We start from the raw sequence: 20,657 nt of genomic DNA on the forward strand, positions 1-20,657 counted from the left end.
GCGAATGGAATTCAGCCGATGAAAAAAGAACCGATCATCAAAGGGGAGTCAGGCGCGCAGGAAGCGGATATCGGCTCCCGCGTAAAACGTGTGCGCAAGGCGCGGAATATGACCATTACTGAACTGGCGCTGCTGGCGAATGTCTCCGCTGGCGCGATCAGTCAGATCGAACGCAATCTGACGAATCCGACAGTGCGTGTGCTGGAACAACTGCGTCTGGTCTTAAAAGTCCCCCTTTCGGCCTTTCTGGAAGAGGCCGAAGCTCACACTCGTGGTGCTGAGCATTATGTCCGGCGCGCAGCGGAACGCCCGCACTTTAACGTGGGTAAACAGGGCATTTCTAAACAGATGCTTTCCCCCTCGGGCGACCATGATTTGCAGTTCATGTTCATCAATATCCCGGCAGGCGTGCAGTCCGCTGAGATGTTAATGGGGAAGGGGGAAAAAGCAGGCTTAGTGATGGCGGGTGAACTGACGCTGGAGATTGACGGTGACACCGTGCTTTTGACACCCGGTGACAGTTTTCAATTTCAGAGCCATCTACCGCACAACATTTTTAACCCGACGTCCAGTGACGCCACTGTGTTGTGGATCATGCATATTTCCTCTGAGCAACATTTATAAAGATCAGGATTGAACATCATGCGCATCAACGTGAATACCGTAGCAGACAGTGAAACTTTCCCCAGCGCGGTGGATGTCATCGTCATTGGCGGCGGGATTATTGGTACTTCCGTCAGTTATGAACTGGCAAAGCAGGGCGTTTCCGTGGCGCTGTTTGAAAAAGGCGTGATTGGCGGTGAGCAGTCGGGACGCAACTGGGGCTGGGTCCGCCAGCAGAATCGCGATCTGTATGAGCTGCCGATGGCGATACGCAGTTTGCAGCGTTGGGAGGCGTTGAGCGGTGAAATCGGACTCGACCTTGGCTTTAGCCGCCAGGGAATCACCTACGGCACGCTGAGTGAAGCGGATGTGGCGCGCTGGGAAGCCTGGGGCAAGCAGGCGAAACAAATCGGCTTTGTTAGCCACTTATTGACGGGCAAAGAGACGCGCGAGCGCATTGGTGAACAGGCCCAATGGGTGGGCGGCGTGTGGTCACCGAGCGATGCGCGTGCCGAACCCTCCATGGCCGCACCGGCCATCGCCACGGGTGCTAAAAATTTGGGTGCTTCAGTACATCAAAACTGCGCGGTGCGTGGATTGGATATCAGTGGCGGGCGCGTCACCGGTGTGTGGACCGAGCGCGGCTTAGTGAAAGCGAACCGGGTAATCTGCTGTGGCGGTGCCTGGAGTTCACGTTTCTGCAAACAGTATGGTGTTGAACTGCCGAGCGCCAATATTTTGGGTACAGCGTTTAAAACCACGGTGGCGCCGGAAGTGATTAAAGGGTGTCTGAGCATCGGCGGATTATGCATTCGCCGTCGTCAGGATGGCAGTTACACCGTGGCACTCTCCGGTCGTGGGCAGATCGACCTGGCTCCGCAAAATATCCGCTATGCCACCAAATTTTATCCGATGTATCGCAGCAAAATTGCCAAAAAACTCAAAGTGCGCATCAACGGCTCTTTCTTCAATGGCCCGGAGGCCGCAGGTTCCTGGTCAAATCAGGGCGTATCGCCGTTTGAAAAGATTCGTGTACTCGATCCCGCCGGCGATCCGTCGATTGTGCAGGAAGCGATGCAACTGCTGGTACAGTTTTACCCTGAGCTTAGCGGGATCAAAGTCGATCATGCATGGGGGGGTTGGATCGATACCACACCTGACCTGGTGCCGGTGATTGATGAGATGGATACGGTGCCGGGCCTGTTTATCGCCTCTGGCTTCAGCGGGCACGGTTTCGGCATCGGTCCTGGAGCCGGCTTATTGTGTGCGCAGATGGTGAATAACCAGCCGTTGTTCACCGATGCTGAACCTTACAGTCTGGCGCGTTTCGCCAAAGGTAATGCGATTCGCGAACCGCAGATGATGTAAAAGCCTGCCAGGTACTGACCGATCGTGGCATCGTTAAAAGTGAAAGGCGGCCTTCAGGCCGCCTGAGCATCGCTGATGGGTGATCACTTAAACATCCAGTCGATGAATCACATTCACAAACTCATGTACGCCACTGTTTATTTCTCGCAGGCTGCGTGACAGCACGCTGATTTTATCCTGCTCGGTCACCACGAACTGTTTCACTTCACCTAACTGCTGCTCCATCTGATGAATCAGCATGGCGTTGTGCTCCACGACTTGAGTGATCTTTTTGGTTGCGCTGGAGGTGGAAGCCGCCAGACGCCGCACTTCATCCGCTACCACACTAAATCCACGCCCCGCTTCACCTGCGCGCGCGGCTTCAATCGCGGCATTTAACGCCAGGATATTGGTTTGTGAAGCTATCAGGTTGATGGTTTCCACCACTTCGTTGATGCTTTTCGCCGAGGCATTTAACTGGGTGCCAATATCGGTGGCGGCATTGACCTGCACTGCCACCAGACCGGAGTTGCGGATGGTTTCATCCAGCACTTCGTTGGCGTTATCCGTTATTTGCGAAGTTTGTTCTGAGGTGGTGAGGGCAATATCAGCGACCCGTTTTGCCGCTTCAACCCGCGTGGTGATATCGGAAGCAATTTTGATCACCTTGTACACTTTGCCGTCGGCATCAAACACCGGATTGTAGCTCGCCTCCAGCCAGATACGTTCGCCTGCGGCGGTCTTACGCTCAAAGCGCCCGACAAAGTGTTGCCCCTTAGCGATTTTGCGCCAGAACTCGGGATTTTCCCGATAAAAGTTATCGAAACAGAACAAGCGATGATGTTGACCGACAATCGTTTTGAGCTCGTAACCCATGTGTGTCAGGAAATTCGCGTTGGCTGTCAGAATATGACCATCGGGCGTGAATTCAATGACGGCCATGGAGCGGTCGAGGGCGGTGATCACTGCCTCTTTATGCTCGAGTTCTTCATGTCGGGCAGTGATATCACTGGCGACTTTAATCACCTTATAGACTTTGCCCTTATCATCGCTCACCGGGAAGTACGTTGCGCTCAGGTAGAAACGTTGGCGTTGTTTATTAAAGCGCTCAAAAATTCCGGTGACGGATTCACCTGAGGCCAGCGTCTGCCAGAAAGCAAAGTACTCCGATGACTGGCTGTAGGCCGGGCTGCAGAAAATGCGATGATGCTGTCCCTGAATCTCATGCAGGCTGTAGCCGGTCACCTCAAGGAATTGCGGATTGGCGCTGAGGATTTCACCGCTGGGCGAAAACTCAATCCATGCCACATGTTGTTTGATTGCATTGATATCTTTGAGTACATCGCCACTTTTATAAAATGGCAGAGAAAGGCTGGATTTCTTCACCCCAAACATGTGTGACCTCAGGCGATATTATGTCATTGAACATAATGCGTGCAGCTTTTGCCGCTCCGCTGAATTTCCTCAGCTGAACACTTTTCTTGCAATGTGCTTCTCTGCGCGTACGCAGGCTGGGTATATTGAGTTTTGGTTGCCTGATGTTGTAGTAAACGGACCGGTTACGGTCCGCTTTGATAAAGGTAGCTTAATTATCGGCGCGGTTTCCAGAACATTTAACTAAAATGCATGAAAAAGCGTTTCACTTGCCAGACTGCGGATAAGCAAGGGTTTTCAACCGATCATTTGGTGGTCGCGAGACGATAATGCCAATCACGCCACCCGCGATCAGTGCCACCGCCACCACCAGTAAACCTGAATGATAACTGTGGGTCATATCCTTGAGTTTTCCCAGTACGGGTGGCAATCCCAAACCGACAAATGAGAGGAAAAGTAAACTAATACCCACAAGCAATTTTTCGCGCCACACCCCTGTATGGCGCGAATAAATGCGGCTTAATGCAACTGTTGTGCAATCGCGCTGTACATCAGAGCCGCTTCGAGTGGCTGCGCGCTGAAGGAGGGTTCAGCCTGAGGCCAGGTTGACCATTGTACGATGACCAGGTTTTCTGCACGGTTAACCATAATGATTTGCCCATAAATGCCCAGAGCCCAGAGTGAGTGCTTCAGCCCCTCTGCTGCAGTGGGCACGACATGTTGTGCATTGGCGGGGATAGCATTATTCCACCATTGATAACCGTAAATACCCTCCGGATGGGCCGCACTGACAGAGTCTTTTGCCTGTGTCCATGTTGCTGCGTCATTCACCCAATTGTCAGGCAAGATTTGCTTACCATCGTGCAGGCGACCTTCGTTGAGGATAAATTCACCAAAGCGACCCCAATCTTCCAGCGTGGCGTTGAAACCATGAGCACCCACGTCATGCTTTCCTGATTGGTAAGCATGCCAGACGCCATCACTGGCCATGCCATTGGGTTGCCATACGGTTTGCTGCAGGTAAGCCGCCAATGACATGCCTGTTGCCCGTTCCAGCACATCCCCCAACAACCATGCGCCACCGGAAGAGTAAGACCACTGTTCACCCGCAGGATGCGCGCGTTTCAGATGAGAGACGATATTACGCACACAGGCATAGGCGCCAGCTTGCGCTTCGCACTGGGTCAACTGCGCAAAGTCAGAGTTCGGATTGGTGTAATCCTCATTCCATGCCACGCCGGAAGTGTGCTGGATGAGCTGTTTAAGGGTTACGCCATCCCATGCGGTTCCCTTCAGTTCGGGTTCATATGCAGTGATGTTGTCATCCAGTGAATGAATTTTTCCCTGCTTGATGGCGATGCCCACCAGTGTAGACACCACCGATTTACCCACTGAGCGCGAGGTCCACAGGGTGGTGTCGGTATTACCTTCGGCAAAATATTTGTAGGCGACTTTGCCGTTTTTCAGCACCAGCATGCCCGCGACATTTTCACGTTTTAAGTAATCAGCGAGGCGATAGGTGTGGCCATTAACCTGATACTGCGCATCGACTAACAGGTTATTGGCACGCGCCAGTGGCTTCGCTTGCCCATGATGAAACACATCTCCCGCATAATTTCGGTAATCATTACGGAAACCGACTACTCGATCTTTTTGACTCCAGCTCAGCATCTGGTGAGGGTCAGGTAACTGATGATCAAAGGGTGCAGGACAGGGCGTGAGCGCCACGCCATCGCACTCTGTCGCAGCAGTTGCATAGCTACTCACAGCTAGTGAGAGAGAAAACAGCAGGGGTTTAATCACGGTGTGACGTTGCATGAAAAGTGCCTTTGTAGTGCAGTTAAGAGTGCGGCGAGTATAGAAATCTATGGGGCGAGGTTAAAATCACCCCATGGGGGAAATTCCCCCCAAATGTTAGACATAGGATTTCAGATGAATGCGCTGCGCTATTCCTTTTCACAAATTGAAGCCTTTGCGGCGATTGCAGAGTTCGGCACGGTTTCCCGTGCAGCAGAGAAACTGAGGAAAGATCGTACCACCGTGCGCGATCTCATCGATTACCTGGAGGATGCCCTTGGCTACTCGTTGTTTGAGCGTGAAGGGCGCAAATTGGTGCTGACATCCAGGGGGGAGCAGTTACATCGTCAGGCGCATTTGCTGGTACGTCAGGCACATGCATTTGAAGCTTTCGCGCAGACCTTGCCGGAGTCGCGCATGCAGCAAATCACGCTGGTGTATGACCCTTTTGTCCCGCAGTTATTTTTGCAGGCATTCATCAGTGAGTGCAGCAGGGCGCAGGTGCAATTAAGTCTCTGGTGTGCCTCGCGTTTCGAAGCTGAGAGTGCCCTAAAATCGGGCAAGGCCGACCTGGCAATTTGTCAGGCAGTGAATCGTTCGTTAGGTAATGAGATGGAGTGGAGCGCGTTAGGTGCCATTGAACTGAACTTTTATGCAGCGACAGCATTGTTCACTCATCAAGCTTCACCTCTGACGTTGCTAAACCTCGCCCTGGAACCGCAATTGGTGATGCATGCGCATGCTGATGAACAAATCACGCACCGTCTGCAAATTTCGGGACAGTCACTGTTTGTGAACGAGCGAACCATGTTGCAGTCTCTGATGGAGCAGGGGCAAGGTTGGGGATTTCTACCGACGCATTTTCAGGCGCAGGAATGGCATCAGGTGCAAGTTTTGCCAACTGAGGTGGGCCATCAGGGACTCAATATTACTCTGGTGGCATTGTGGGCGCCGGGAGCGAGAAGGCACCAGGTCGTCAATGATGTGGTGGTTAAATTGCAACGGCTGTGGCTGCAGTACGGAGCATGCTCTTCCTGATGAGAGCCGTGAGTGGCGCACCACGGCTCTGAGGATAGCATCAGGGCAGCGACTTAGCGGATTCTACAATCTTAACCGGCCCATGGTTATCGCAATGATCACCGTGTGGATGATGCAGATGCCCATCAACCAGGTAGTCCACATGGTCGCCATGCGGTACGGCTTCATGCCCACATCCCGGCCCATGAACATGTCCCGGTTCATGACCACTGCAATGGTGGTCTGGCGTGCATTGATCGGGATTGTGCGCATTCACCGGTAATACATGTTCATCAACATGATCTCCGTGTGGATGAAGAAGATGGCCGTCGTGCAAGTAATCGATATGTCCTTCATGGCGAATCGCGGTATGACCACAGTGCGCACCATGTTGATGGTCATGATGTTGGTGATGCTGCTCTTTACAATCACTCATTTACTGACTCCATATCCAGAGATGTGGCGCAAATTGCGGTTGCCGGATCCTTGCCCGGCAACCCCATAACTATAGATCAGTCCTTCCTTCATGAGAGACGTGCGGTAGTGTGAGCGAGGTTAAATTCCTAAAAATACTTGCAGTAATCTTATGTATGCAAACTGGTATTACCTTCCCTGACTGACTACACCTTAAACGTCCTTGTTATCTCCTTAACGTCCTTTTCGCATCCTTGATGCGACCTTATTGACTTGTGTTGCTGCGGTGTCATGCGCAAGTCACATCTTTTACGCGTCAGGCACAAAGCGTCTGACTCATCACGGAGTGGATGATGAAAAAACGCAAATCCGCACTTTCCCTTGTCGCGATAGCGACCATAAGTACCCTGCTGGCAACACCTGACGCTGAGGCGTGGGACAGCTTAACGGTTTTTGGTGATAGCCTGAGCGACGGTGGCAATGTTGGGCGTTTTACCGCCGACGGCGCGCAGCATCCGCTGTACGATGAAATTTTGGCTGCGCATCTGGGTGAAAATCTACTGCCTTCCGATTTAGGCGGCAGTAACTATGCCCAAGGTGGTGCTGTTGCGGTATCTGCTTTGGATCCTGATTTGAACACCCAGGACCAGCTGGCGACCTATCTGCAATCCACCGGTGGAAGCGCTGACAGCAACGGCTTGTACATTCATTGGGTCGGTGCAAATGATATTGCCGCCGCCGTCACCAATCCGCTCACCGCACGTGAAACTATTAGCAACAGCGCAATTTCTGCGGCTTCCCAGGTCAAAACGCTACTGGATGCGGGCGCGGGAGCGGTCATCGTGCCCAATGTTCCGCAATTGGGGCTGACGCCTTATATGGTGCAGATCGTCTTGAGTACGTTTGGAACATCAGCCATGGTCGCGGCTTTTCAGTCGCTCGATAACGCTGAAACACCGGATGTTGCCGCCCGTCAACAGGCGGTGAAAGAGGCCTTTACAGCCGCCGCCGGGCAAATTTCGGGTATCCCTGCGGTACGCGATGTGTTGGCACAACAACTGTACGACGCCTGGCAAACACTTAGTACGCAGGTCACCGCACTTTCTGATGGCTACAACCAGCAGGAAGAAGCCCAGCTAGCAGCGCTGAAGGGCAATATCGTTCGGGTAGATATTGCAGGACTGTTTAGTGAGGTGGTGGCGAACCCCGTACGTTATGGTTTGACTAACACCATCGGCATTGCCTGTCCGGTGGGTACCTCAGCAGATGAATGCCACTCCTCTGATGCCGGTTTTAGCAGCGCACAAGATTATCTGTTTGCCGATCGCCTGCATCCCAGCCCGGCAGTGCACGCTATGCTGGCAGATTATATTCAATCGATTCTTGATGCCCCTGCGCAGGTCGCGGCACTGTCGCAATCCACGCTGCTGATGGCGCGCGACATGCACAATACGCTGGATGGTCATTTGCAACAGCAGCGCCAGCAACCGGCCAGCGCGGGACAGTTCACGGTGATTGGTGGCTATGCCGGGCAGCACGTCGATTATCAAGGTGATGACTGGAGCGACGGTGATGCAAACACCACTAATCTGACGTTGGGGATCGGCTATCAATTGACCGATAACTGGCAAACGGGTTTGTTGTTCTCAAACAGCAATCAGCGCATGGATCCCTCATCAAACTATGACTACAAGCTGCGCGGTAATCTGGTGGCGCTTTACAGTCAGCTCACCTTGTTCGATCAAGGCTGGATCAATGCCGATCTCCATTATGCCGATCTCGATTTCGACAGTATCGAGCGTAACATCAACATCGGCCCTGCCACCCGGACTGAACAAGGCAACAGCAGCGGTAAATTACTGGGCATGCGGGTACAAACCGGCTGGGATTTACCCTTGGGGAACCATATCACGACCGGCCCGGTAGTCAGCTATGCGTTGGATTATGGTCGCGTGGGTGGCTATCAGGAAAATGGCAACACCAGTACTTCAATGCGTTATTCGGACCAAACACTTCATTCGCAGATAGGTTCAGTCGGCTGGCGTATTGATAGCCGGGAGTGGGTGATCAATCCCTGGGCGCAGGTGAGTTATAACCATCAGTTTGGTGACACGGATGCCACCGTACGCGCGGGTTTGAAATCCACCCAAACCTCGTTTGAACGCACGGTTGAAGCGGGTGATAAAAACTGGCTGGATGTGGCGGTCGGCGCTAACGTGCCATTAGGCGATACGGTCAATGCCTTTGCTGGCGTGTCCACCGTCGCCAGTCACAGCGATGACCATCAGGTGACCTGGAACGTCGGGGTAAACGCGACGTTTTGATCTGCTGCGCCAGCAAGAAAGCCTTTGCTGGCGCAAGGATTTCTTTACTGTTGTTGCACTGATAAGCGAATGAATCAGTAAGTGGCTTAAGGTATCAACTTAGAATCTGTCCCAGAAAATAATGTTTTTGCTACCGATTCAAGCCAGAAATGGACTGCGATTATTCTGTAAAATTCGGCGTTGCCGTTACGCTTTATTCCATCAATCATCATCTTGATTCGTCACCTGTTCTTGTCTGCTATTGAATTCCTCTGATTAAGCTGGTCCGCATCAACATATTAACTATCAGCTACTTATACTCCATGGGTGCAGTTATTTTCTCTTAATATTTAAGGGGTCCACCATGGTAAGTACGTCCAATAACACCTCGCCGCAAAATGCCGTCAACGCCGCAACGGGTACCGTTGTGCAGTTAAAAACCATTGATGAATTACGTGCTACTGAACCGACATCCGCCGGGGAAATCGCTTCGGTGCTGGAGTACACCAAAGGCAGCAAAATGGGCGGAGGGGTGTTTGTTTATGACTCTACCGACACCACCAGTGAAGACGATGGTGGGATTGTTTTTATCACTGCCGGCAAAAAGCGCTGGAAGCGTGTCATACAGGACTACAGCACTGTCACGGTGCTGGATTTTGGTGCGATTGCCGATGGCAAGACCGATTGTATTACGGCCGTAAGACGCATGTTTACCTGGTCGCAGCGCGTGCTGCCTGCAGCGGGCATCCGCTTTACGGCCGGGGTGTTTAGCATGTCAACTTTCGACATCTCAGATAAAGAGATCAACCGTTTTAAAGTCTCGGGTGCCAATGTCAATTTTGGCTACTTTCCGACAACCACGTTGGTTTTCAATTGGGAGACCCAGCCACGAGGGCTCCATTTTTTTAAAGTGAATGCGCGCTATGCAGAGATTTCGGGCATTGTAGTGAAAGGCATGAGTTCAAATAACGGCGGAGACGGCGGTACCGCATTTAATAAAGTCGGTTTTTACGCCAACATTATTACTGGCGGGCAGTTTCTGCGCGTGAGCAGTATGGAGTTTCGCTATCTGGGCGGACGAGCACTGGATCTGATCGATACGCTGGATTGTAAGATTGATCAGTTTTATTCAAGAGGCTGTCAGGACAGCATTGTGTATGCGCGCTGGTCCGATCGTGCAGCCGGTGCCTGGGACCACAGCACGGCCATTGAATTATCCAACTTCAATTTGCAAGAAAATACCCTAAAGCCGGTGTTGGATTTACCGCGCTGCACCCAATCCTTTATTCGTAATGGCTGGATTGAACATTCAGAATTCGCCGGGGATTTAACCAATGGCCAGTGGGTGATTGAGGGGCTGGCGATTGAATCAACGACTAATCCGTTAAAATTGGGCTATTGCCGCGCGTTGATCATTCAGAAAAGTATTCATAACCAAAGCGCCGGGTTTGATTACAGCACCGAAGGTATCGAACCCTGGTCACTGCTGGCGGAAGGTGATCGTGGGCTGATGGAAATATCGGATTGGGGTGCCATCATTCAGGGCTCGCTAAACTATGATTATATTACCTCGCAACACCATATGGATAACCGTAGCGATAAAGAGAAATGGTTCTACATTGGCGAATTTAATTTCTCCGATGAAGGGACTCAGATACACGTGCGTGTGGTGGGGACATCGCAAATATTATCGCAAAGCGCCACGCAAACTCAGTACTCTGGACGAACGCCAGAAGGAGTCGCCAATATTTACCTCCAGGCGCGCAACAATGCCAATACCATTGGCAGCTGGTATGGCGAAGGCTCATGCCCGGTGACGAAAGTGCACATTGAAGGCGGTGCCACCCGCACGAAGCTCTACGTTAAATTGGCGCAATTCACTGGATTTGCCACCGCGCTGGTGGAAACCAATGGTAAAGATCGCTACAAGGCGGGATTATGTTTTATCTTCCGCAAAAGCTATACCGCCTGCTCTGAAGCCGATGCGCAAAAGTTCGATGCAGCCCCTGTTGTGGCTTTCGAACAGCACTGGATTGGCAATGAAAAAGTGGGGATCGGCTACAACAACGACCAGGAATTGCTGTTAAATGGAACGGTTATTACTGGTCAGCCTGAAGAGTACGAACCGGGAAAATGGCGTACCCGGCGTTATTTGAAAGTCCGGGTGAATGGCAACGAATGGAGTATTCCTTTAAATAGTGCAACAGAGCCGTATATCTAAAGAGCAGCCAGCAACGTCTGTTGCTGGCGTAGTTTTCAGCTTCGTGATATACCGGAAAAATCGGTTGTAAGTTGCTGTAGAAATTAACTTCCCCAACGGCTGCGTAAATAATTCACCGCCTGCTGAGTTTGCGGTTGATTAAGGTAGTTTTCGCGGAACAGAATAGTGCCGTTAATTTGTGGCACAGAGTCATTAAGGTCGAGCTGTTTTTTCAGTTCCGGCACGCCACCATTAATGGTCCAATCTGGCTCCATTTTGGAGGTTTCACCGACTTTATACAGCGCTACACCTATATAGAGCCTGGTGTGCGTGGGTTTGACTACATTGGCCCACCAGTTCGCGAGCACATCATAACGTGCAGCCTGGCGTGAAAATGGCCAGTAGATCTGTGGCGCGATGTAATCTAACAGGCCCATCTGCACCCATTTGCGTGTATCGGCGTAAGCTTCGTCGTAGGCCGCCGCGCCGCGCGTGTCTGAGCCTGCGGGATCGTGGGATACGTTGCGCCACACACCAGCGGGGCTGACGCCGAATTCGACATGCGGTTTTAACTGCTTAATGGTGCGGGACACTTGTTCAATCAGCTGCTGAGTATTGTGACGTCGCCAGTCCGCTTTTGAGGCATATCCCTGACCATACTGGCGGAAGGTGGCGCTGTCATTCAGCGTTGAGCCGGGTGATTCCGCATAGAAATAGTCATCAAACTGCACGCCATCGATATCATAATTTGCAACCACCTCCGCCACGATGCTGGTAATCCAGTCGCGGGCATCAGGAATGCCTGGGTCCAGCACAAAGCGATCACCTGCGGTGCGGATCCAGTCACGATGGAGCACAAAAACGCTGGCTGGATGCAGGGAGAGTGTGTTGTTGAGTTCTGCCACCGTCGAGGGTTTCACATTGGTAGAAACGCGATAAGGGTTAAACCACGCATGCACTTTGATACCGCGATTGTGTGCTTCATCCAGCATAAACTGCAGCGGATCGTAACCGGGATCTTCCCCAATCTTCCCGGTCATCATATCTGACCAGGGTAAGATTTTAGAACGCCACAGTGCCGTGCCGTCAGGTTTCACCTGGAAGAAGACGGTATTAATACCGAGACTTTTAAGTTTATCCAGCTTATCGGTCAGCGCCTTTTGTTGCTGGCTGATGCGATTTGCCGGGCTGGCATTCACCGAGGCAATGGGCGGCCAGTCAAGGCGCGACACCGTGGTGAGCCACACACCACGCACCGGTTCTGCGCTGGCAACGGGCTGAACAGGATGCGGTTTCGGTGTCACTGTCGGGAACGGGGTGACCAGTGATTTAGGCGGCTCGGAACTGCAGCTGGCTAAAAGCAGTGCAGCCAATAGCGTGGCCATTTTATTCACGGTAGTTATACGGGGAAAACGCGCGGAACAGGCTATGATAAACTCCATTTCTTTCAATTTACTGTTCGAAGAGCCTCATTCTCTTCTCATCAGCCTTAAAGTCAATAAGAGCCCTCGGTAACGTTGTTATGCCATCCATGACGAACGCTGCCCACGGGAACTCACCAAAAACAGGAATACACTGCTATGACCTATGAAGACCTTTACCGCCGCATCGCGATGATTGTTTTCAGCTGTGGACCGCAAGGTGCACGTGAATTAATCGTAAAAGCTGAACTGTTTGCCGATGACGAGGGCGGTAAATACCAGTTCGATTATCTGGATGAAAACGGCGAGCCAGACTGGTTTGAACCAGATGCACAGGCAATTGGTGATTTAACTGAAGCATTGAAAGATTTCCAACACTACTTCGTTGAGCACGATATGACCGAAGGGAAGCCGGTGTGGAATAAATGCGTTGTGGTGATTAACGTGCCGGAAGAGTCGATCAGTATCGACGTGCAATATGAGTAAGGCTTCCGGGCCTCCCAGCCCGGAAATTTCTGGCATTATGATCGCACTGCCACTAACGCCTCGCGCTCGCGCAAAGCGCGCTTACGATGCACGATGCGGCTGGTGATCAACACCGCCAACGTGAGTAGACCGGTGGCAATGATCTCAGAGCGATGCGCCGGCATAAACAGCATTGAGACCAACACTCCCACGATGAACACCATGGTTGCCCAGGTTAAGCCTGGGAACAGCCACATGCGATAACTTAAGATCTCACCCCGTGCCTCGCGCTTTTTGCGCAACACCAGATGCGAGGCCGCTATCACCAGGTAAACCAGTAACGCAATCGCGCCGGAACTGGCTAGCAGGAACTCAAATACCGCTGCGGGTGCCAGATAATTGGCGATCACCGCGAGAAATGCAGCGGCAGTTGAGGCGATGACTGCAACCCAGGGCGTACCGCTGCGCGTGGTTTTTGATGCAGCGGCAGGGGCATCCTGACGTCGAGAAAGCGAATACAGCATGCGTGAAGCCGTATAGAGCGCAGAGTTAAGACAGCTGCACACCGCGATCAACACCACTACATCGACGATTTGCCGTGCATAAGGAATATTCATCATCTCCATCGCCGTTTGATACGAACCGGCTTTCATCAGCGATGGGGTATTCCACGGCACCAGCGCGATAACAATGAAGATCGACAGCAAATAAAACAGCGCAATACGCCAGATCACGGAGTTGGTGGCCTGCGTTATCTGCTTTTTCGGTTCACGTGATTCCGCTGCCGCGATGGTGACGATTTCCGTTCCCATAAAGGAGAACATGGTGGTCAGAATGGCAGCCAGTACGGCACCGATGCCGTTTGGCATAAAGCCGTGCGTGTCATAGAGGTGAGAAATGCCTTGCGTGCTACTACCCGGCATCAGGCCAAAGATAGCCAGACTGCCAACAATCAGGAAGGCGACTATGGCGACCACTTTCAACAAAGCAAACCAGAATTCGAACTCACCGTAATTCTTGACGCTGAACAGGTTGCTGACCGTCAGAAACGTGGTGATCGCCAGGGTATATTCCCACACGGCAATCTGCGGGAACCAACTGTGCAATATCGTGCCTGCGGCATTGGCTTCAAGCGGAATGACCAGCACCCAAAACCACCAGTAGAGCCAGCCAATGGTAAATCCAGCCCAGCGTCCCAGTGATTTATCTGCATAGGTGGAGAAAGAGCCGGAGTCCGGTGAGGCGACGGCCATTTCCGCTAACATTCGCATAATCAGCACCACCAGCGCACCGGCTGCGATGTAGGCCAGTAACACGGCGGGGCCTGCTTCGGCGATAGCATGACCGGAACCGACAAACAGTCCGGCACCTATCACACCGGCAATGGATAACATGCGGACATGACGCGGCTTTAAGCCTTGCGCAAGCGCATCGGCATTCTGTGAACTCATTGTTTTCTCCAGATTGTCTCTCGGGCTGTGATTTGACACAGCCTGGCTGCAGCAGGTGGATGACCAGCCCGCATACGGGCTGGCTAAGCTGGGGGCCTACGAATCCTGGTGCGCGCTCAGCACATGGCTGAGAATCTCCAGCGCCTGGCTGAATTGCGCATCCGGAATAGTGAGCGGATAGAGGAAGCGAATCACGTTGCCCTGCGGACCACAGGTCAACAACAGTAAACCGCGCGCCATGGCGTGTTGCTGGATGGCCTGAGCGGTTTGCGCCTCGGCAAACTCCACCGCGACCATTGAACCCAATGCACGAATGTCGGTGATCGCGGAGCAGTGGCGACGTGCTTCATTGAGGAATTCGACCAGTTGTGCGCCCAGCTTTACTGAGCGGTCACACAGTTGTTCTTCGGCAATAATGTCCAGCACCGCATGCGCGGCGGCAATCGCCAGCGGGTTTCCGGCGTAAGTGCCACCCAATCCACCAGGTCCAGGCGCATCCATGATCTCTGCGCGACCACTCACCGCAGACAACGGCATGCCACCCGCCAGGCTTTTCGCCATGGTGATGAGGTCTGGTTTAACGGTGTAATGGTCCATGGCAAACAGCTTGCCAGTACGACCAAAGCCGGTTTGCACTTCGTCGGCAATCAGCAGAATGCCGTGTTGATCGGCCAGCTGGCGCAGGCGAACGAAGAACTCAGCAGGGGCGATGTGGAAACCGCCTTCGCCTTGTACTGGCTCCAGCACAATGGCCGCGACGTCTTGCGGCGCGATGTCCTGAGTGAAGATGTCTTGCAGGCTCGCCATCGCATCATCAATGCTAATACCGGCCACGCTGTTGGGATAACGAGCGTGCCACACGGAAGCGGGCATCGGGCCGAAGTCACGCTTATAGGGGGCCACTTTGCCGGTCATCGCCATCGTCATAAACGTACGACCATGGAACGCGTTACCGAAGGTGATAATGCCGTGACGGCGTGTGGCGGCGCGCGCAACTTTAACGGCATTCTCAACCGCTTCAGCACCGGTTGAGAAAAAGGCGGTTTTGGCTTTACCGGCTATGGGCACCACGCTGTTGATGCGCTCTGCCAGGCTGACATAGCTCTCGTAAGGCGTCACCTGGAACGCGGTATGGGTGAATTTTTCTAACTGTTCCGCGATGGCTTTCACGATGCGCGGATGACGGTGGCCGGTGTTGAGCACCGCGATACCACCAGCGAAATCAATCCAGCTGTTGCCTTCAACGTCACGCAACGTCGCATTCTCTGCCTGATCGACATACCACTGGCAAAGATTACCGGTGCCACGTGGGAGTGCGTCATCTTTGCGTTGCTGCAGCTGGCTGTTTTTACCTTCCATAACCTTTCCTAGCGATAAGCGTCTTTACAAATCACGACAAACACGCTTATTTATCCCTGCGCTAAGGTTTGTTGCCAGAGCCACTTTTACAGAAAAGGATGGAGCCAATTGCGGAGTTTGTACGCCGATCATGTATTAGAACGTTTGCAGTTTATGCCGGAAGGAACGTTGCAGCAGCGTCTGTTGGCGTGTATGCAGGCGGCGATTGTTGAGGGGATTTTTCCACGCGCCACGCGATTACCGGCCACGCGCGACATGGCACGGGAATTATCGGTGTCACGTAATACCGTACTTAACGTTTATGAAAATTTGATGTCACAGGGCTATGTTACCGCGCGCACTGGCAGCGGAACCTGGATCGCCGAAACGCTGCCTGAAGGGTGTTTAAACAGCCCGCGCGGCGATGACCTGACGCTGCCGCTGAGCGCGAAAACGGCGGCGATTTCTAAACGCGGTGCATCGCTGTTAGGCCATGCCAACGCCTCGCCTTATCAATGGGGCGCGTTTGTACCAGGCGCACCGGACGTGACGCAGTTTCCGCATAAACTTTTTAGCCAGATTCAGGCGCGATTAAATCGCGAACCTGATATTGAACGGCTGATTTACAGCAACAATGGCGGCTGTCCGCAATTACGACAGGCGCTGGCGGAGTATCTCAGCGTGGCCCGATCGGTGCGTGCGGATGCGGATCAAATCATCATCACCGAAGGCATCCATCAGGCGGTTGATCTAGTCACGCGCGTACTTTGCGATCCCGGTGATACCGCGTGGATTGAAGAGCCAGGCTATTGGGGCACGAGAAACCTGTTACGCATTAACGGTCTGAAAATCCAGGCCATGCCGGTCGATGATCAGGGCATTATTCCTGATTTACCTTCGCGAGCGCGGGCACCCAAAGTGATATTTGTGACACCGTCACACCAATATCCATTGGGCGTTCATCTCAGCCTTGAAAGACGTAAGCAGTTGCTGGATTTAGCCAGCAAACATAAAACCTGGTTGATAGAGGATGACTACGACAGTGAGTTTCGCTTCGCGGGGCAGCCATTTCCCTCGCTGCAAGGTTTTGAGCCCGATGCACCGGTGATTTACATGGGCACGTTCAGCAAAACGCTCTATCCAGCACTGCGACTGGGTTATCTGGTGGTGCCAAAAGCGCTGGCTCAACCTTTGCGCGTTGCGGCGGCGGAACTCTATCGTGGCGGGCATCTGCTGGTGCAGCGGGCGCTGGCGGAATTTATCCAGAAAGGGCATTACATGGCGCATATCCGCCGTATGCGCAAACTCTACAGCCAGCGTCGTCGCTTTTTAGCGGGTCTGATTGAGCGTTATCTTGGCGCTGATTTTATGCCGCGCGTCAATCATGAAGCGGGCTTGCATCTGGTGGTGAATTTACCGGCTGGATGTGATGATGTGGCGATTGCTGCACTGGCGCTGCGGCGCGGTGTGAAGGTTAGACCGTTGTCGCAATATTACATGCACCAGCAAGAGCGACGGGGCTTGCTGCTGGGTTATGCCTGCGTGGATGAGCGTCAGTGTCAGGATGCATTTGGCGTACTAAAGGCATGTCTGGTGGAGAGCGAGATTTTATCGCGTTCATAGGCGTGTGTGCCTGCAATCATAATGATGGGCGGCCCGAGGGCCGCGTCATTCAGGACTGAGCGATACCGTTTAAACGTTGCACGACATCAGCACTCAACACCAGATCGCCACTGGCGAGATTCTGCTGGAGATGTTCTGGTGATGATGTGCCAGGAATCAACAGAATGTTTGGCGAACGCTGAAGTAACCAGGCCAGGGCAACCTGCAATGTAGTGGCATTCAACTCTTCGGCCACGGCGGTAAGCTGCTCGGATTGCAGCGGTGAGAAACCACCCAGTGGGAAGAACGGCACATAAGGAATACCCTGCGCAGCCAGTTGATCGACCAACGCTTCATCCTGGCGATTTGCCAGATTGTAGAGATTCTGCACACAGGCGATGGGCGTCATTTTCTGCGCATCTTCCACTTGTTTGGCCGTTACGTTGCTCAGACCAATATGCTTAACCAGTCCGCGCTCTTTAAGCTTGATCATCGCTTCGACCTGCGGTTCCAGTGAGCCTTCTGCGGGTGCGTGCACGTCGAGCATCGAACGCAGATTCACGATTTCCATCACCTCCAGACCAAGATGACGCAGATTGTCTTCTACCGCCTGGGTCAATTCATCGGGCGAGAAAGCGGGCAACCAGCCTCCTTTCGCATCACGACGTGCACCGACTTTAGTGACGATCACCAGATCGTCGGAATAGGGATGCAGGGCTTTTTTAATCAGTTGATTAGTAATGTGCGGACCGTAAAAGTCGCTGGTATCGATATGATTCACGCCAGCAGCCACCGCATCACGTAGCACCTGTAATGCCCGATTCTCATCAGCTGGCGGGCCAAACACGCCTTTGCCTGCGAGTTGCATGGCACCATAACCGAGGCGTTTAACCTGACGATCACCCAAAGTATAAGTCTTTACGTTGTGAGACATGGAAACCTCCTTCGTCGATGTGTGTACAGATTGTAATCGACAGACTGCTGTGCAACTATCCGCATAAATCGGGACACAGTGTACGGAAGGGCGAACAATGGCATTGGATATTGCACTGCTCCATGCGGTGGTGGCCGTGGCAAAAGCGGGCGGATTTCGTGAAGCGGCTCGGATGACCGGCAGTAATCCTTCTCGTTTAAGTGACGCCGTAAGACGAGCGGAAGAACAACTAGGCGTTCGGTTATTTAACCGCACCACACGCACCGTGGTGCTCACCGAAGCGGGCAGAGCGTTAATGTCGCGCTTGATGCCAGCGATGAACGAAGTTGATGCTGCTCTGGATGCACTGAATAATTTTCGTAATACGCCGGGAGGGACACTGCGTTTGAATGTCCCCGTTAGCGCTGCCCGGTTGGTGCTGCCCTCCATCGTGCCCGGCTTCCTTGAGCGCTATCCCGACATTCAGTTGGAGGTCGTGGCGGAGAGCAACGTGCAGGATATTTTCCGCGATGGCTGTGATGCCGGCATTCGTTACGATGACCACCTTGAACAGGATATGGTGGCATTGCCAATTGGTCCGCGCAGCCAACGTTTTGCTGCCGCCGCTGCGCCTGGCTATCTGGCAAAGCATGGCATGCCGCAACACCCCCGCGATTTAATGCAGCACCGCTGCTTGTATGGTCGCTACGCGACGGGTGTCATTGCCGATTGGGAGTTCGAAAATGGGGATGAGGTCGTGCGCTTACAGCCGAAAGGTCCATTGATTTGCAGTATTGGTGCGGCAATGGATCTCACGGTTTCTGCTGCTGTTGCAGGCGTGGGAGTGGTTTATTTGTTCGAAGACTGGATCAAACCCGCCTTGAATGACGGTAGTTTGCAGCCGATTTTACCTGAGTGGTGGCAGAGATTTTCCGGTCTGTGGCTCTACTATAACGATCGCCGGCTGATCCCGGCACCGTTACAAGCCTTCCTCGACTATGTGCGCGAACTCAATGCGCAGCAGCAGGCGGGTTAACCAGCAGTCCGGACATCAATACGCGAAACGCATCAACCGCGCGCGGAAGCGCAGCTACCGGTTCGCTGGAGGCGGCAATCCACAGCGCGGCATTTAATGCGGCGCCATTGACTAAATGTGCGGCCGCTTCAGTATCCATCGGCTTCACCGTGCCCTCTGCAATCAGCGCAGAGAGCCTGTCTGCAGTGGTGCGCAGACAGGCAGTCTGATTGGGCCACTGTGAAGGATCGCCGAGCACAGCGGGACCATCAAGCAGCATGATGCGTTGCACCTCTGGCTCCAGTGACATCTCAATGTAGGTTATCGCTTCTGCCAGAAAGGCATGCCACTTTGATTCAAACTGCTGCCCAGCGGCATGCATCTGCACCAAAATCTCTGCGTCGATCTGGTCGATAACGGCTTGTAATAGGCCCTTTTTATCGCCGAAATTGTGATAAAGCGCTCCCCGCGTCAGCCCTGCTTCAGCGGTCAAATCATCCATTGATGCGGCGTTATATCCTTTCTCTGCGAAGGCCCTTCGAGCAGCCTCAATCAATTTTGCCCGCGTTTCTTCTACCTGTTCTGTTCGCCGTTTGGCTGCCATAGCAACTCCAAAAATTTGCATTGACATACGCTGCGTATGTTATCCATATTAATACATACGCGGCGTATGTAAAAGCGATAACCGGCTTAGCTACCCGGTTTCACCCTTTTTTCCATCAGGAGTGCGATTATGAACAAACGTAATGCCATTTTTCCAGCGGGACGTCAGGCGCTGTATGAAATTAACCAATATTCTGCCGCAATACGTTCCGGAGACCTGTTATTTGTTTCGGGGCAGGTAGGAAGTCGGGAGGACGGCTCTGCGGAACCTGACTTTGCAGGTCAGGTCAATCTGGCGTTTGAAAACCTGCAGGCTGTGCTGAAAGCAGCGGGATGTACGCTGGGTGATGTGGTGGATGTCACCAGTTTTCATACCGATCCTGAAAACCAATTTGCCATCGTGAATGAGGTACGTTTACGGCATTTTGGTGAAGCGCCGTACCCAAACTGGACGGCAGTGGGGGTAAACTGGTTGGCGGGGTTTGATTTTGAAATCAAGGTGATCGCGCGAATTCCTCAATAGTTCAGCGTGCCGCACAGGGAGGTGTGTCTGTTGAATCAGCGCACCCGGCGAACAATCTGCAATACTGCCAGGGCAATGAGTGCAGAAATGGCTGCCTTAATCAGCAGTAGGGTGAAATCGTATTGATCCATCGCGGCTTCACCATCTCCGTGTGCGCTCACTGATTGGCCGACCAGACTATCGGGTATAAGCAATAGGCCAGCGATTAACATCGTCAGAAAAATCACAATTTTCATTCTATTTCACACTCTTCCCAATTTGTGAAAATACA

18 protein-coding genes and 1 pseudogene are annotated in these 20,657 nt (G+C 52.8%); 9 read left to right on the forward strand and 10 right to left on the reverse strand.

Annotation, left to right across the window (positions count from 1 at the left end; translation table 11 throughout):
• The first annotated feature begins 18 nt into the window (after nucleotides 1–18).
• Both F3J37_RS15945 and F3J37_RS15950 read left to right on the forward strand, forming a co-directional pair.
• Complete coding sequence (locus tag F3J37_RS15945; protein ID WP_160867656.1) at nucleotides 19–624, forward strand: cupin domain-containing protein; 606 nt, start codon at nucleotides 19–21, stop codon at nucleotides 622–624.
• Between the two features lie 18 nt (nucleotides 625–642).
• Nucleotides 643–1,971: an NAD(P)/FAD-dependent oxidoreductase gene (locus F3J37_RS15950; RefSeq protein WP_166934355.1), complete on the forward strand. Its 1,329-nt coding sequence runs from the start codon at nucleotides 643–645 to the stop codon at nucleotides 1,969–1,971.
• A gap of 87 nt (nucleotides 1,972–2,058) precedes the next feature.
• Here the strand turns inward: F3J37_RS15950 and F3J37_RS28450 are convergent, their stop codons facing one another.
• The 3 genes and pseudogenes from F3J37_RS28450 to F3J37_RS15965 form a co-directional block, all read right to left on the reverse strand.
• Nucleotides 2,059–3,345 carry a methyl-accepting chemotaxis protein gene (locus F3J37_RS28450; protein ID WP_058961052.1) on the reverse strand — a complete coding sequence of 429 codons (1,287 nt, stop codon included), beginning with the start codon at nucleotides 3,343–3,345 and terminating at the stop codon, nucleotides 2,059–2,061.
• A 244-nt stretch (nucleotides 3,346–3,589) separates the two neighbouring features.
• A pseudogene (locus F3J37_RS15960) lies at nucleotides 3,590–3,772 on the reverse strand (MFS transporter); the annotation flags it as partial.
• A 71-nt stretch (nucleotides 3,773–3,843) separates the two neighbouring features.
• Nucleotides 3,844–5,142 carry a serine hydrolase domain-containing protein gene (locus F3J37_RS15965; protein WP_166934357.1) on the reverse strand — a complete coding sequence of 433 codons (1,299 nt, stop codon included), beginning with the start codon at nucleotides 5,140–5,142 and terminating at the stop codon, nucleotides 3,844–3,846.
• Nucleotides 5,143–5,256: 114 nt separating this feature from the next.
• Between F3J37_RS15965 and F3J37_RS15970 the strand changes: the two genes are divergently transcribed.
• Nucleotides 5,257–6,159: a LysR family transcriptional regulator gene (locus F3J37_RS15970; protein ID WP_166934359.1), complete on the forward strand. Its 903-nt coding sequence runs from the start codon at nucleotides 5,257–5,259 to the stop codon at nucleotides 6,157–6,159.
• A 40-nt stretch (nucleotides 6,160–6,199) separates the two neighbouring features.
• On the opposite strand, the gene F3J37_RS15975 is transcribed toward F3J37_RS15970, so the two are convergent.
• Nucleotides 6,200–6,574 (reverse strand): hypothetical protein, encoded by a 375-nt coding sequence (locus F3J37_RS15975; protein ID WP_166934361.1) that lies wholly within the window; start codon nucleotides 6,572–6,574, stop codon nucleotides 6,200–6,202.
• 331 nt (nucleotides 6,575–6,905) lie between these two features.
• Between F3J37_RS15975 and F3J37_RS15980 the strand changes: the two genes are divergently transcribed.
• A complete protein-coding gene (locus F3J37_RS15980) occupies nucleotides 6,906–8,876 on the forward strand; it encodes an autotransporter outer membrane beta-barrel domain-containing protein (protein ID WP_166934363.1) in 1,971 nt (656 codons plus the stop codon).
• Nucleotides 8,877–9,219: 343 nt separating this feature from the next.
• On the forward strand, nucleotides 9,220–11,076 hold the full coding sequence (locus tag F3J37_RS15985) for a putative phage tail protein (RefSeq protein WP_166934365.1): 1,857 nt from the start codon (nucleotides 9,220–9,222) through the stop codon (nucleotides 11,074–11,076).
• Nucleotides 11,077–11,159: 83 nt separating this feature from the next.
• On the opposite strand, the gene F3J37_RS15990 is transcribed toward F3J37_RS15985, so the two are convergent.
• Nucleotides 11,160–12,497 (reverse strand): glycoside hydrolase family 10-like protein, encoded by a 1,338-nt coding sequence (locus F3J37_RS15990; protein WP_166934367.1) that lies wholly within the window; start codon nucleotides 12,495–12,497, stop codon nucleotides 11,160–11,162.
• A 138-nt stretch (nucleotides 12,498–12,635) separates the two neighbouring features.
• Between F3J37_RS15990 and F3J37_RS15995 the strand changes: the two genes are divergently transcribed.
• A complete protein-coding gene (locus tag F3J37_RS15995; protein ID WP_166934369.1) occupies nucleotides 12,636–12,962 on the forward strand; it encodes a hypothetical protein in 327 nt (108 codons plus the stop codon).
• A gap of 35 nt (nucleotides 12,963–12,997) precedes the next feature.
• On the opposite strand, the gene gabP is transcribed toward F3J37_RS15995, so the two are convergent.
• A complete protein-coding gene (gene gabP, locus F3J37_RS16000) occupies nucleotides 12,998–14,392 on the reverse strand; it encodes a GABA permease (protein ID WP_034829828.1) in 1,395 nt (464 codons plus the stop codon).
• A 96-nt stretch (nucleotides 14,393–14,488) separates the two neighbouring features.
• Complete coding sequence (gene gabT / locus F3J37_RS16005) at nucleotides 14,489–15,751, reverse strand: 4-aminobutyrate--2-oxoglutarate transaminase (RefSeq protein WP_166934371.1); 1,263 nt, start codon at nucleotides 15,749–15,751, stop codon at nucleotides 14,489–14,491.
• A gap of 108 nt (nucleotides 15,752–15,859) precedes the next feature.
• Here gabT and pdxR point away from each other — a divergent pair, with 108 nt between their 5' ends.
• Nucleotides 15,860–17,353, forward strand: coding sequence for a MocR-like pyridoxine biosynthesis transcription factor PdxR (gene pdxR, locus F3J37_RS16010; protein ID WP_205298962.1), 1,494 nt, complete (start codon nucleotides 15,860–15,862; stop codon nucleotides 17,351–17,353).
• A 49-nt stretch (nucleotides 17,354–17,402) separates the two neighbouring features.
• On the opposite strand, the gene F3J37_RS16015 is transcribed toward pdxR, so the two are convergent.
• Nucleotides 17,403–18,266 carry an aldo/keto reductase family oxidoreductase gene (locus tag F3J37_RS16015; RefSeq protein ID WP_166934373.1) on the reverse strand — a complete coding sequence of 288 codons (864 nt, stop codon included), beginning with the start codon at nucleotides 18,264–18,266 and terminating at the stop codon, nucleotides 17,403–17,405.
• A gap of 97 nt (nucleotides 18,267–18,363) precedes the next feature.
• Between F3J37_RS16015 and F3J37_RS16020 the strand changes: the two genes are divergently transcribed.
• On the forward strand, nucleotides 18,364–19,281 hold the full coding sequence (locus tag F3J37_RS16020) for a LysR substrate-binding domain-containing protein (protein WP_166934375.1): 918 nt from the start codon (nucleotides 18,364–18,366) through the stop codon (nucleotides 19,279–19,281).
• On the opposite strand, the gene F3J37_RS16025 is transcribed toward F3J37_RS16020, so the two are convergent.
• The gene (locus F3J37_RS16025; RefSeq protein ID WP_166934377.1) at nucleotides 19,256–19,864 is read right to left on the reverse strand and encodes a TetR/AcrR family transcriptional regulator; all 609 of its coding nucleotides are present in this window, start codon (nucleotides 19,862–19,864) and stop codon (nucleotides 19,256–19,258) included. The two genes, F3J37_RS16020 and F3J37_RS16025, sit on opposite strands and share 26 nt — an antisense overlap.
• A 129-nt stretch (nucleotides 19,865–19,993) precedes the next feature.
• Between F3J37_RS16025 and F3J37_RS16030 the strand changes: the two genes are divergently transcribed.
• Nucleotides 19,994–20,386 carry a RidA family protein gene (locus F3J37_RS16030; protein ID WP_034829836.1) on the forward strand — a complete coding sequence of 131 codons (393 nt, stop codon included), beginning with the start codon at nucleotides 19,994–19,996 and terminating at the stop codon, nucleotides 20,384–20,386.
• Between the two features lie 35 nt (nucleotides 20,387–20,421).
• Here F3J37_RS16030 and F3J37_RS16035 read toward each other — a convergent pair whose 3' ends face one another.
• On the reverse strand, nucleotides 20,422–20,622 hold the full coding sequence (locus F3J37_RS16035) for a hypothetical protein (RefSeq protein WP_166934379.1): 201 nt from the start codon (nucleotides 20,620–20,622) through the stop codon (nucleotides 20,422–20,424).
• Between the last annotated feature and the right edge of the window lie 35 nt (nucleotides 20,623–20,657).

It is taken from the genome of Candidatus Pantoea communis (assembly GCF_011752685.1).
Taxonomy (GTDB): Bacteria; Pseudomonadota; Gammaproteobacteria; order Enterobacterales; family Enterobacteriaceae; genus Pantoea; species Pantoea communis.